The sequence below is a fragment of the Shewanella xiamenensis genome, from assembly GCF_014647135.1.
Taxonomy (GTDB): domain Bacteria; phylum Pseudomonadota; class Gammaproteobacteria; order Enterobacterales; family Shewanellaceae; genus Shewanella; species Shewanella xiamenensis.
The window spans coordinates 90,784-103,601 of the sequence record NZ_BMOP01000004.1; the positions used below are offsets into that span (position 1 = coordinate 90,784).

The 12,818-nt window shown below is 45.0% G+C and carries 17 protein-coding genes; 11 read left to right on the forward strand and 6 right to left on the reverse strand.

All coding sequences use genetic code 11. The annotated features are described in order from the left end of the window. Positions 1–22: 22 nt before the first annotated feature. Together IEY09_RS05175 and IEY09_RS05180 are read right to left on the reverse strand one after the other, a co-directional pair. A complete protein-coding gene (locus IEY09_RS05175) occupies positions 23–664 on the reverse strand; it encodes a trimeric intracellular cation channel family protein (protein WP_037420748.1) in 642 nt (213 codons plus the stop codon). 353 nt (positions 665–1,017) lie between these two features. Further along, on the reverse strand, positions 1,018–1,578 hold the full coding sequence (locus tag IEY09_RS05180) for a DUF4136 domain-containing protein (RefSeq protein ID WP_037420751.1): 561 nt from the start codon (positions 1,576–1,578) through the stop codon (positions 1,018–1,020). Between the two features lie 178 nt (positions 1,579–1,756). On the opposite strand from IEY09_RS05180, the gene IEY09_RS05185 reads away from it, so the two are divergent. From IEY09_RS05185 to ruvX, 4 genes are all read left to right on the forward strand, one after another. Then, positions 1,757–2,071: a hypothetical protein gene (locus tag IEY09_RS05185; protein WP_037420754.1), complete on the forward strand. Its 315-nt coding sequence runs from the start codon at positions 1,757–1,759 to the stop codon at positions 2,069–2,071. A gap of 162 nt (positions 2,072–2,233) precedes the next feature. Beyond that, positions 2,234–2,563 (forward strand): stress response translation initiation inhibitor YciH, encoded by a 330-nt coding sequence (gene yciH, locus IEY09_RS05190; RefSeq protein ID WP_047533731.1) that lies wholly within the window; start codon positions 2,234–2,236, stop codon positions 2,561–2,563. A 68-nt stretch (positions 2,564–2,631) separates the two neighbouring features. Then, entirely contained in the window at positions 2,632–3,195 is a 564-nt protein-coding gene (locus tag IEY09_RS05195) for a YqgE/AlgH family protein (protein WP_069453279.1), read from the forward strand. A 29-nt stretch (positions 3,196–3,224) separates the two neighbouring features. Then, a complete protein-coding gene (gene ruvX / locus IEY09_RS05200; protein ID WP_055647823.1) occupies positions 3,225–3,650 on the forward strand; it encodes a Holliday junction resolvase RuvX in 426 nt (141 codons plus the stop codon). A gap of 60 nt (positions 3,651–3,710) precedes the next feature. Here the strand turns inward: ruvX and hemH are convergent, their stop codons facing one another. The 4 genes from hemH to IEY09_RS05220 form a co-directional block, all read right to left on the reverse strand. Beyond that, a complete protein-coding gene (gene hemH, locus IEY09_RS05205) occupies positions 3,711–4,694 on the reverse strand; it encodes a ferrochelatase (RefSeq protein WP_086024055.1) in 984 nt (327 codons plus the stop codon). 68 nt (positions 4,695–4,762) lie between these two features. Next, the gene (locus IEY09_RS05210; RefSeq protein WP_037429431.1) at positions 4,763–5,296 is read right to left on the reverse strand and encodes a glutathione peroxidase; all 534 of its coding nucleotides are present in this window, start codon (positions 5,294–5,296) and stop codon (positions 4,763–4,765) included. 171 nt (positions 5,297–5,467) lie between these two features. Continuing rightward, the gene (locus IEY09_RS05215) at positions 5,468–6,580 is read right to left on the reverse strand and encodes a PilT/PilU family type 4a pilus ATPase (RefSeq protein WP_188870156.1); all 1,113 of its coding nucleotides are present in this window, start codon (positions 6,578–6,580) and stop codon (positions 5,468–5,470) included. A gap of 9 nt (positions 6,581–6,589) precedes the next feature. Next, entirely contained in the window at positions 6,590–7,627 is a 1,038-nt protein-coding gene (locus tag IEY09_RS05220) for a type IV pilus twitching motility protein PilT (protein WP_037420775.1), read from the reverse strand. 35 nt (positions 7,628–7,662) lie between these two features. On the opposite strand from IEY09_RS05220, the gene IEY09_RS05225 reads away from it, so the two are divergent. The 7 genes from IEY09_RS05225 (at position 7,663) to hemW (ending at position 12,728) form a co-directional block, all read left to right on the forward strand. Next, entirely contained in the window at positions 7,663–8,376 is a 714-nt protein-coding gene (locus tag IEY09_RS05225; RefSeq protein ID WP_140907514.1) for a YggS family pyridoxal phosphate-dependent enzyme, read from the forward strand. Positions 8,377–8,599: 223 nt separating this feature from the next. After that, on the forward strand, positions 8,600–9,418 hold the full coding sequence (gene proC / locus IEY09_RS05230; protein ID WP_055647821.1) for a pyrroline-5-carboxylate reductase: 819 nt from the start codon (positions 8,600–8,602) through the stop codon (positions 9,416–9,418). 74 nt (positions 9,419–9,492) lie between these two features. Beyond that, complete coding sequence (locus tag IEY09_RS05235) at positions 9,493–10,041, forward strand: YggT family protein (RefSeq protein ID WP_037420784.1); 549 nt, start codon at positions 9,493–9,495, stop codon at positions 10,039–10,041. Beyond that, positions 10,041–10,331 (forward strand): DUF167 family protein YggU, encoded by a 291-nt coding sequence (yggU, locus tag IEY09_RS05240; protein WP_037420787.1) that lies wholly within the window; start codon positions 10,041–10,043, stop codon positions 10,329–10,331. The genes IEY09_RS05235 and yggU overlap by 1 nt, the downstream gene beginning before the upstream one ends. A 73-nt stretch (positions 10,332–10,404) precedes the next feature. Further along, entirely contained in the window at positions 10,405–10,839 is a 435-nt protein-coding gene (locus IEY09_RS05245) for a DUF4426 domain-containing protein (protein WP_037420790.1), read from the forward strand. A gap of 114 nt (positions 10,840–10,953) precedes the next feature. After that, positions 10,954–11,571, forward strand: a complete 618-nt coding sequence (gene rdgB, locus IEY09_RS05250; protein ID WP_037420793.1) for an RdgB/HAM1 family non-canonical purine NTP pyrophosphatase — start codon at positions 10,954–10,956, stop codon at positions 11,569–11,571. Further along, positions 11,571–12,728, forward strand: a complete 1,158-nt coding sequence (hemW, locus tag IEY09_RS05255; protein WP_037429445.1) for a radical SAM family heme chaperone HemW — start codon at positions 11,571–11,573, stop codon at positions 12,726–12,728. Before rdgB ends, hemW begins: the two co-directional genes overlap by 1 nt. Positions 12,729–12,818: the final 90 nt, after the last annotated feature.

Below are 12,818 nucleotides of genomic sequence, written 5' to 3' on the forward strand. Positions count from 1 at the left end.
GGCATTTAATGCCCTATTTTTATTAGTGCGTATGTTGGTCGCCGTTGGCTTGATAGTCGAAGGTAGGCATAGACCAATGATAGCGTAATGCTAACATCCGCCAGCTAAATCCAAAACTTAAGCAAATTAATAGATTAATCCACTCAGCCAATTGATAGGCGTTTAGCGTGATATATAACCCCGCCGTAAAGAGTGAGATTACTGCATAGAGCTCTTTCTTAAAAATCAAAGGCACTTGATTACAAAGAATATCGCGAATAACACCACCAAAAACACCGGTAACCAATCCCATAACGACCGCAATAGTTGGACTAAAACCAAGCATCAGGGTCTTTTGCGCGCCAACAATTGAGAACACAGCTAAGCCTAAGGCATCGATTGCCAAAAACAGCTTAGACAAATAACGCATAACTGGCGCAATCGCGACAGTTAACAAAGATGCAAATGCAATCGCAATTAGATAGTGGACATTCTCGACCCAAATCAAAGGGTAATTTCCAAGTAACATATCTCGTAAGGTGCCGCCACCAATAGCGGTAGCACAACCGATAATGACTACGCCGAATAAATCCATCTGCTTACGGCCAGCGGCTAATGCCCCAGTCATGGCCTCAGCCAAAATCCCAATCAGCCATAATAATCCGATAAATTGCGCTTCTTGCATTTAAACTACTTATTACCCATACATAAAAAACGGATTTTGCCTGATAATCCACGGGCTGGATAATGAGATTATTTAAATTTTGTCATTAGAATATTTAATCTATTGATACCATTTATGCATTAGTCATTTCTAACTTTCAATATCACGCTACGCCACACTCCTTAAATAACAATAAATTAACTAACAGACAGTTGCCAGCCGCATTCAATTAAGCTTATTTTTTGATAAGTTTTAATAAAGCATAATCAATTAAACTTTGAAATTTTGTAGAAAACTCAACATCACGTCATTCAAGCCTAAATTTTGGCCAAAAAAAAGCGGCCTAATAGCCGCTTTTTTAGACTAAAAGTAAATTATTTGTTTTCAGGTTTCGGAGGATAATTCGCCATGACACTTCCAACGGCATCATTGATGAGCTGGACTCTTTCAGAAGGAGTATTTTTATCACGAATGGTGTCAGCCACCGAACCACGCCATATTAACTTAGCGGTTTTATTATCAACTAAATCAATGATCAACGTACCAACTTCGTATTCTCTCACCGTGGTTTGAGTTTGCATGTTGCCACCCCATCCCCAACCAGGACCATAATAAGGGTTATAGCCAAAGTTGGTATTGAAAGTATCTACATTAATCTTTTTGTCGATTTTAGTCAGATAGTTAACTAGGACATCAGCGTCTTTTGCATCGACTAACGTCATGCCCTTAGCAGAAAGTTGTGCATTAACTGCATCACGCACTCGCTGATCCATCAGACCATCGAGATGATAACCTGAAGCATCAGTCTTTTGTGCTACCCAAGCATAGGTTTTGTATTGAGAGAAATTGGCACTGGGATCATAGTCCCAACCAGACTTAAGAGAACTACAAGCACTCAAGGCCAGCACTGCTAACCCTACGATAAAATTTTTCATGGTGATTTCCTTGGATTTCGTAAAGAACACAAATGAGCCGATAAATAAATTTAGCTTACAGAGCAATGGCCGATTCTACAACTCAATATAATGAAAAGCAGAGCGTTATTCAGCTTGACTTCAGCAATCGCTTTAAATGATAATGATTATCACTTAAAGCGATTAAGGGATAAATAACATGTACTGGTTCATTAGCGCATTGATTGTTGCATCAGCAATTTTCTGGCTAGCGCCACAAAAAGCCTCAATCGACACCAATAACAATAAACTCACGCCTCATCTCCCGATGATGTTATTGTTTTTGCCTTTGATTGTAATGAGTTGGCTGATATTCGAAGCTGTATCAAATGGTGCAGACTACACCACAATTGCCGCATTTGGTTTTGTTGCCACAGCCTGTTTAATTGCACTTCCCAAATTACATCGTTTTATTATGCCCTGCGCCCTACTCACCGCATTGGCATTAATCGCTATGGTTTTGCAACATCTATAAATTCCATTTGAAAACATGCTACTTCCCTGCAAAGAGCTAGCATTTACCTTCGGCCACTTTCAGTCTCTGTCTGTGGCCTTTTTTTACCTCTACTTTTTACCTCCACGAAGCATAATGAATTTGATAGACTTAAGCAGTTTACATTCAGATAAAAGATGACTTATGAGAGTAGATCCCAACGTTTCCTTAGTATACAGCACTGATAAAGGTCGCATTACTGCCGAACCAGAAGCAAAAGCACTCCCCGCATCCGATGGCATTGTGCGTATCCACAGAGACAGCAAAGGCCGTAAAGGTAAAGGTGTCTCGGTCATTTCAGGCCTAGGGCTTGACGATGCTGGCTTAAAAGCACTAGCACAAACACTTAAAAAACAATGTGGTTGTGGTGGGACGGTTAAAGATTTCACGATCGAAGTGCAAACCGATAACCGTGAACTACTCAAACAGTTGCTTGAAAAACAAAACTATAAAGTCAAATTAGCCGGCGGTTGATACGCCACGATCCTAAGTAGCTGGATTTTATCTATCGATCAATGCATGTGGGCTGAACGGAGCATTTAATGGAGAGTTTGCAGAACCATTTTTTAATCGCCATGCCATCACTCGATGACACTTTTTTTGAGCGCACCGTCATCTATTTATGTGAGCACGATGAAAAAGGCGCCATGGGACTAGTGATTAATAAACCGCTGGGCATTGAAGTTAACTCCTTGCTCGAGCAGATGGATCTCCCAACAGAGCAAGTGTCTGCCGATTTTGCAATGGGATCGCAAGTCTTAATGGGCGGGCCAGTTTCCCAAGATAGAGGTTTTGTACTACATACTTCCCAACCCTATTGGGCCAATAGTACGGAATTAGGCTCGGGACTGATGCTTACCACATCTCGAGACGTATTAACCGCTATAGGCAGTAAGCGCTCACCAGATAAGTTTCTCGTAGCATTAGGTTATGCTGGCTGGAGTAAAAATCAGTTAGAGCAAGAGCTTGCCGATAACTCTTGGCTTACGATCCCCGCTGATCACACCTTACTCTTTGAAGTAAACCACGAAGATAGATGGCAACAAGCTAGCCGTTCACTGGGATTTGAGGCTTGGCAACTTTCAACACAGGCAGGCCACGCTTAATCTCACTTTATTTAACGAGTTAATATCAGATGAATACTAAAACCGTGTTAGGTTTTGATTTTGGGACAAAAAGCATCGGCGTTGCCGTAGGGCAACAAATTACCTCCAGCGCAACACCACTTTTATCTCTTAAGGCCGTTGATGGCATTCCAAATTGGGATGAAATAGCCAAACTCATCCAAGAATGGCAACCCGATTTAGTCGTCGTGGGTTTACCGCTCAACATGGATGGCACAGAACAAGAAATGACCCACAGAGCAAGAAAATTTGCCAACCGACTAAACGCTAAGTTTGGGGTCAAAATTGTCACTCAGGATGAAAGACTCACTACCACAGATGCAAAAGCTAGGCTATTTGAACTCGGCGGCTTCAAAGCCCTCACCAAAGGTCAAGTTGATGCTGTGTCAGCCGTATTGATTGTCGAAAGCTATTTTGAAAATCATTTCGGCGAATAATAAGCAATAAAACAAAAGGATAGCCTGAGCTATCCTTTTTTATCTCAACTGTTATAAAGCTTACAGATAGGGTTTAACCAAGCTCGCCATCATGCTGATATGGTCATCATTATCATTTAGCGCTGGAATATAACGGAACTTCTCCCCCCCAGCATGAGTAAAGATATGGCCATTTTCGCCCACGATCTCTTCTAACGTCTCTAAACAATCGGCACTAAATGCTGGACACACAATCGCAACATCACGCACACCTTGACTCGGCAGAGCCGCCATCGTCGCATCCGTATAAGGCTGTAACCACTTAGCTTTACCAAAACGTGACTGGAATGTAATCGCAAATTCATCTTTGGCCAAACCCAATTGCTCAGCCACAAGACGAGTGGTCTTCATGCAAAAACAATAATAGGGGTCACCCAGATGAAGATTACGCTCAGGCATACCATGGTAAGACAGCACTAACTTTTGTGGCTTGCCATGTTTGTCAAAATCGGCACGAATCGAATTGACTAATGCAGCAATAAACTCAGGGTTATCGTGATAAGTATGAATAAAATGCAGCGAGGGCAAATAGCGCCATTGACAAAGTTCCTTGGCAATAGCGTCAAAAGCGGAACCCGTTGTCGGCGCAGCATATTGGGGATATAAGGGTAAAACAACTATCTTATCAATCCCTTGCTTATGCATATCCTTTAACGTGTTTGCCACTGAAGGGTTTCCATAGCGCATAGCTAAGTGAACCGACACTGGATAACCATCGGCGGTTAATTTATCGGACAATTTAGCCGTTTGCCGCAAACTGATATCCATCAGTGGCGACCCAGCTTCTGTCCACACCTTTTGATAAAGTGCCGCGGACTTTGCTGGGCGAACGCGCAGCACTATGCCATGTAAAATCAGCATCCAGAGGAGTTTTGGAATTTCTACCACCCGAGGGTCGGATAAAAACTCTGCAAGGTAACGCCTTACGGCCGATGCCGTTGGCGCATCTGGCGTGCCAAGGTTAAGTAACAACACACCCACTTTGCCACGCGTTGCGTGGCCCATCTCTTTTGATAATCCTGAAAACCTAGCCAAAGTAGCCTCTTAAAATTTGTAAATGAATAAATTGGGCATTAAAGCACGGATTCTATTGCCTGCTTAAGCTCGGCACTATCGGGTTTAACCTTAGAATTAAATTGCTGCACAGTATTGCCATCGCCACTCACTACATATTTGTAGAAATTCCACTTGGGTGAGCCAGCTTTATCGCCTAAGTATTTGAATACACTGTTAGCATCACTACCTCGGACGGGAGACGTCGCGAGCATGGTGAAGGTGACACCATAGTTGATGTAGCACACCTTAGCCGTGTCTTTTTCATCATTCTCCTCTTGGAAAAAATCATCCGAAGGGAAACCAATTACCACTAACCCTTTATCTTTATATTGTTGATAGAGTGCTTCTAAGGCTTTAAATTGCGGCGTATAACCACAATTACTGGCGGTATTGACCAGCAGCACAGGCTTACCCTGAGTGAGCTCACATAAGTTAACGCTCTGTTCTGAGTGCAATTTACGCACTTCAACATCAAGGTAGCTTGGGCATGTTGCCGCCAAAGCGCTGGTGCTCATCGAGCTAGTCAAGATAAATAGCGGGAGTTTCATCATAATGTCCTTCTTATTCAATGATCCAAGATAGGCGAACTTATTCTTATTACGTCACTTGCTACGGTAAAGATCATATTGAATAAAAAAATAAAAGCTACAAGGAGTTATCGATTGCTTTAGCTGATAAAAAAGCAGCTCAATCGAGCTGCTTTAACACACGACAAAATAGGATTAATCCATATCCAAGGTCACGCCTTCCATAAAGCTCGAACTGGCGGGTTCTTTATTTTGCAATTTAATCATTAACCGCAAGTCGTTGGGTGAGTCAGCATGGTGAAGCGCGTCGGCATAACTGATCTCCCCATCGACATAGAGCTGTAACAGTGCTTGGTCAAAGGTCTGCATGCCCTGCTCATTCGATTTGGCCATGGTTTCTTTGAGCAAATGCAGCTCGTTTTTAGCAATCAAACTCGCGACACGTGGCGTATTGATCAAGACTTCAATCGCCGCCCGGCGCCCTGTGCCATCAACTTTAGCCACCAGCTGCTGCGCCACAATACCGCGCAGGTTGAGTGACAAATCGAATAATAGCTGTTGATGTTTACTCTCTGGCACTAAGTGCATAATCCGGTCTAATGCTTGGTTAGCATTGTTAGCATGCAGTGTCGCCATACACAGATGGCCCGTTTCAGCAAAGGAGAGCGCAAACTCCATGGTTTCTTGGGTTCGAATTTCACCGATAAGGATCACATCAGGCGCCTGACGCAACGAGCTTTTCAGCGCCGCATCAAAGGACTCTGTATCTATGCCCACTTCACGTTGAGTAATGATACTTTTGCGATGATCGTGAACAAATTCCACAGGGTCTTCAATCGTCAAGATATGCCCGCGGGCATGGGCATTGCGGTAACCGACTAATGCAGCTAAGGAAGTCGATTTACCGGTCCCTGTCCCCCCCACCATGATGATAAGTCCACGCTTACTCATCACCAGATCTTTTAAAATCGGTGGCAGTTTTAAATCATCCACTTCAGGGATTTTGGTCTCAATCCGGCGCATAACACAACCCGGAGACTCACGCTGCCAGAATGCGCTGACGCGAAAACGACCCAACTCCTTAACCGCAAAAGCAAAGTTACACTCGCGAGTCGTGTGAAATTCCTTCTTTTGCGCCTCCGTCATCACGGACTCGACAAAATCCAAAGACTGCGCGGGCGTGAAGGCACTCTCGGCTAACGGGCGTAACTCACCATCGATTTTGGCGCTCGGCGGAAACCCTGCGGTAATAAACAAGTCCGAGGCTTTACGCTCCACCATGACTTTTAAAAACGGACGGACATCCATCATAAATCCTTAAAACGTCGCTTGTTTGTTTGAGCTCTTCGCCATGGCATCCTCACGGGTGATGAGGCCACGGTTCACTAAGTTTTGCAGACACTGTTCGAGTGTTTGCATGCCATGGGCCATCCCAGTTTGAATGGCTGAGTACATCTGCGCCACTTTATCTTCACGGATAAGGTTACGGATGGCGGGCGTTCCCATCATAATTTCGTGGGCAGCCACACGGCCACCACCGATTTTCTTAATCAGAGTTTGCGAAATAACCGCCTGTAATGATTCAGACAACATGGTACGCACCATGTCCTTTTCACCGGCAGGGAAAACATCAACCACACGATCGATGGTCTTAGCTGCCGAGGTGGTGTGCAAGGTACCAAAAACTAAGTGACCCGTTTCGGCCGCCGTCATCGCCAGGCGAATGGTTTCAAGGTCACGCATCTCACCGACGAGGATAACGTCAGGGTCTTCACGCAGTGCACTACGTAGCGCCGCGTTAAAGCTGTGGGTATGACGATGCACTTCCCGTTGGTTAATCAAACATTGCTTGTTTGGATGAACAAATTCGATTGGGTCTTCAATGGTTAAGATATGATCATGGCGGTTTTCATTGATGTAATCGACCATGGCCGCAAGTGTGGTACTCTTACCCGAACCTGTAGGCCCAGTGACTAACACTAACCCTCGGGGAAAACTGGCAATTTTTTTAAAAATTTCAGGCGCACCTAACTGCTCAAGTGACAAGATATCACTGGGAATGGTACGAAATACCGCCGCAGCGCCGCGAGATTGGTTAAAGGCGTTCACACGGAAACGCGCTAAATTAGGGACTTCGAACGAAAAGTCGATTTCTAAATGTTCTTCAAAGTCCTTGCGTTGTTTATCATTCATAATGTCGTACACAAGGCTGTGTACACCCTGATGATCAAGCGCGGGCAGATTGATTTTTCTCACTTCACCGTCGACACGGATCATGGGAGATATCCCTGCAGAGAGGTGTAGATCCGAGGCTTTGTGTTTTACACTAAAAGCTAATAACTCAGTGATTTCCATAGTTTGGGATATCCTTGCAACTAGATAATTACATCATGACAACAATAGCAGACAGACTCGCCCACGCCCAGAGCAGGATCGCGCAAGCGGCGCAAAAATGCGCACGCTTACCTCACACTATTCGCTTACTTGCCGTCAGTAAAACTAAACCTATCGCAGATATTATAGCCGCCTATAATGCAGGCCAGCGTTGCTTTGGTGAGAACTATGTTCAAGAAGGTGCGACAAAAATTGAAGCGCTAAAAGATACTCATCCCGATATTGAATGGCATTTTATTGGGCCTCTACAATCCAATAAGACCGCATTAGTTGCCCAGCACTTCGATTGGATGCACACCCTTAGCCGAGAAAAAATTGCCCAGCGGCTCAATGAACAGCGCCCCGCTCACCTTGCGCCACTTAATGTGTGTATTCAAATCAACATCAGTGATGAAGACACAAAATCTGGTATCGATGCCGAGCAAATGCTACCGCTAGCCAATATCATCAGCCAACTGCCGCAGTTAAGGCTCAGAGGCTTAATGGCTATTCCCACTGCAACCGATAACATTACCCAGCAAACCCGGGAACTTACCGAGCTAAAGCAGTTATTCGAGACACTGAAACAGCATTATCCCGATGTCGATACACTATCAATGGGCATGAGTAATGATTTGGACATCGCTATCGAGTGCGGCTCAACCATGGTGCGAATTGGCAGCGCCATCTTTGGAGAGCGGGATTATTCCTCAAAAGAAACGATCAATTGAGTCGATAAGTATCAAACCCATTGCCATTAAAGAGGTCATTGCCAACTGTCGCTATCACAGATTGAAAACTAAGGTATAGCGACTGACTCGGTATTTGGCCTTGTTTTTACAGGCTAAAGCCCAAATACTGTAAAGAAACATTAAATAGAAATTTTTATCCGGTCTAATTTTGTCATCGCTGAACCATAGGATTCAGCCCTAGGCCAGACATTATGGGGTACACATGAGTCAACAAAAAATCTGCTTTATCGGCGCGGGCAATATGACCCGTAGTATTATCAGCGGCTTAATTCGTAGCGGTTATCCAGCATCACAGGTTCAGGCGACCAACCCAAGCCAAGGTAAACTCGACGCCCTCGCTCACGACTTTGGTGTGCCTGTATCCCAAGATAATGTCAGCGCCGCCCAAGATGCCGATGTCATCGTATTATCCGTTAAGCCGCAGTTGATGGAACCAGTCTGCCAAGCACTGCAAAACATTGATATGTCAAACAAGCTGATCATTACTATTGCCGCGGGGATTAAAGCTGAACGCTACAGCCAGTATTTAGCACAACCCATCACGCTGGTTCGCACTATGCCAAACACCCCAATGCAAATCGGCGTCGGCATGACGGGACTCTACGCACCGCAACCCCTATCGGATGCACAAAAAGCCATTACTGAACGATTGATGTCCAGCGGCGGTGAAATAGTGTGGGTAAATGAAGAATCTGAAATTAATCAAGTCATTGCCCTTGCTGGTAGCTCACCAGCATATTTCTTCCTGCTGATGGAATCGATGATTGATGCGGGTAAACAAATGGGCATGGATGAAGCCAAAGCCAGAAGCTTAGTGCAGCAAGCCGCCCTTGGTGCTGCTATGATGGCTAAACAAAATCCTGAGCTCACGCTGGGTAATTTACGGGAAAATGTCACCTCTAAAGGTGGGACAACGGCGCAAGCCATCGCCACATTCGAAGCGGCAGATCTCCGTGGCGTCGTAAAAAATGCCATGGAAAACTGCATTAATCGCGCAGAAGAAATGGCAAAAACATTTTAATTAAACCACTTTCCCGACGGCTCAAACAAAGATAACGGGCGTTTTTAATTGGACTCATATAGGCAGAAATCTCGATGAATGCATTAACCTTCTTGATCAGCACACTCTTCGATTTGTATTTGATGGTAGTGATTTTACGGCTCTGGCTCCCCTTGGCACGGGCCGATTTTTATAACCCTTTTAGTCAATTTATCGTGAAAGCAACTCACCCACTCATCGCCCCAATGCGCCGAGTGATCCCATCAATAGGAAGATTTGATACAGCCTCGTTTGTGTTGGCATTATTGGTTGTCATCGTAAAAGTCTTGCTATTGAGCCTTATCGCCGGTGGCGCTATTGATATTGTGCTGTTCTTTGTATTTGCGCTTGTCACTGTCATCAAACAGACGGGCATTTTGCTGTTTTGGATGTTGATCATCCGGGCGATTTTGAGCTGGTTCAATCAAGGCTATAATCCGATCGTGATGATTATGGGGCAATTAACCGAGCCCATTTTGGCCCCAGTGCGCCGCATCATTCCGCCAATTGGTGGCTTAGATCTGTCGGTAATGTTAGTGATTATCGGCATGAACTTTATCAACATGCTGTTGGCGCAATACGTACCTTTTTGGGCCGTGATTTAATGAGCGCAGTCATTATGCAGCAAGGCGACTTGCTGCTTAATTTGTATATTCAACCTAAAGCGAGTCGCGATCAGATAGTTGGGCTTCATGGTGATGAGTTAAAAGTCGCCATTACCGCCCCGCCTATTGATGGCAAGGCCAATGCCCATTTAAGCAAATATTTAGCCAAGGCCTTTAAAGTCCCTAAAAGCGATGTTCACATCCTTAAGGGCGAATTGGGGCGCCATAAACAGGTACGGATTAGCGCTCCTAAAAACGTCCCGACAGAAATCGCGACACTGCTCGAATAAACACAGCGTTTGAAGTCTAGGTTCAGATACATATAATCAAGCAATCTCTCATATTAAGTTAAGGTACAACATTATGTTACGTAACCTCCTAATCATGCTCGCATTAACAGCTAGCCTTTGTGGTGTCGCTAATGCCGAGCAAAAAGAAACCGTCGGTAATTTTGATATTCATTATATCGCGTTAGGAAGTACCTTTCTGACCCCCAGTATTGCTAAAACCTATGGCATTGAGCGTAGTAGCTACAAAGGTATTATCAACATCGCGGTATTAGATACGAGTGAAGAAGGCTCACCCGCCGTGCCCGTTGAAATCACCGGTGTTGCCAATAACTTACTCGATGCGCGTATCGATTTAAAATTTAGAGAAATCCGTGAAGGTAAGGCCATTTACTATATTGCTGAAGTCCCATACCGCGACGATCAAGAGATTAATTTCAACATCGCCATCAAGTATAGGAACCAGCTGAATACTAACCTACAGTTTAAACAAAAGTTCTACGTCGAATAATCTCAGCCTCACAGGCAGGACGATACCAATTATCGTCCTGCCTTTTTCTGTCCTTTACCGCTCAGCTTGGGTATCATTGCCGCCGTAAACATCGCTCAATGAAATAGGTACCCCATGCAACAAATCGTCCTCGCCAGTGGCAATAAAGGTAAACTTGCCGAATTCGATCAAATGCTCGCCGCCTACGGCGTAAAAGTGCTGCCACAAAGCCAATTTAACGTTAGCGAAGTGGCCGAAACGGGCACCACCTTTGTCGAAAACGCCATTATCAAAGCCAGACATGCGGCACAAATTACTGGACTTGCCGCCATTGCCGATGACTCGGGATTAGAAGTCGATTTACTCCAAGGTGCACCGGGCATCTACTCTGCGCGCTATGCGGGGGAGAATGCCAAGGATCAAGACAATGTGTTAAAACTCTTAGACACATTAAAGGATAATCCTGCGCCGCGTACGGCCAGATTCCAATGCGTTTTAGTCTATATGCGCCATGCGAAAGACCCAACGCCCATCATTTGCCAAGCCGCGTGGGAAGGCCAAATCGATTTCGTACAACGGGGTGACAACGGCCATGGTTACGATCCGATTTTTATTCCAGAACACCATGATTGCAGCGCAGCCCAAATGAGCAGTGACGAGAAAAATGCCTTGAGTCACCGTGGTAAAGCGTTAGTGCAACTGATTGCTGCCATGCAGGAAAAAGGCGTATTTACCGACGGGAACGCCCAATAATGTCAGTAACCGTGCCACCTGAGTTAACCCTGCCGCCATTGAGCTTATACATCCATATCCCTTGGTGTGTACAAAAATGTCCTTACTGTGACTTTAACTCCCATGGGCAAAATGGCGAATTACCCCAGCAGGCCTATGTGGATGCGCTGCTAGCGGACTTACGCCAAGACTTGCACTTAGTACAGGGCCGTAAGCTACACACTATTTTTATTGGTGGTGGAACACCGTCTCTATTTGATGCCAATCAAATCAAACGGATATTGGATGGCGCCAACTCGCTAATTCCCTTTAGTGACGATATTGAAATCACCATGGAGGCCAACCCTGGTACCCTAGAGCACGATGACTTTAGTGCCTACCGCGCCGCTGGGGTCACTCGGTTATCGATTGGGGTACAAAGCTTTTCTAAGGATAAGCTTAATCTGCTGGGGCGAATTCACGATCAAAACGAAGCCCAAACCGCCGCCCAAAAAGCCAGCCAAGCGGGTTATTTAAGTTTTAATTTGGATTTGATGCATGGACTTCCGAATCAAAGTTTCACCGAAGCCATGGCAGATATCGATACCGCAGCCGCACTCAATCCTCCGCATTTGTCTTGGTATCAATTGACGATTGAGCCCAATACCCTGTTTCACTCCAAGCCACCGCAACTGCCCGACGATGAAGATCTCTGGCAGATCTACGAACAAGGGCAACAAAAGTTAGCGGCACTCGGTTATGAGCAGTATGAAATCTCGGCCTATGCCAAACCTGGCTATCAGTGCCGGCATAACCTTAACTATTGGCAGTTCGGCGATTATTTAGGTATAGGCTGCGGTGCCCATGGCAAAGTGACCTTACCTGAAGAAAATCGCATCATTCGTACGGTCAAAATTAAACACCCTAAAGGTTATTTAGCGGCCAGCAACTATACCTTCGAACAAACTGAAGTCGCTCAAGAAGATCGCGCCCTCGAATACTTGATGAATCGTCTGCGCCTAATGACGCCAATCCCTAAACAAGAGTTTGAAGACAGAACCGGTTTACACCGAGACACCTTAAAGGATGGGATGGAAAAGGCCAAACAACGGGGTTTACTCACCGAATCGGCTGAACATTGGCAATTAACCAGTAAAGGTCATATGTTTGTGAACGATTTACTAACGCAATTTTGTTAATTCACTGATTAAATTTCCCGTATAAATAATGTGTTAGCCTAGTTTCTTCGATGAAGGATCTTTTATGGCTAACACATTTTCTAACATTTA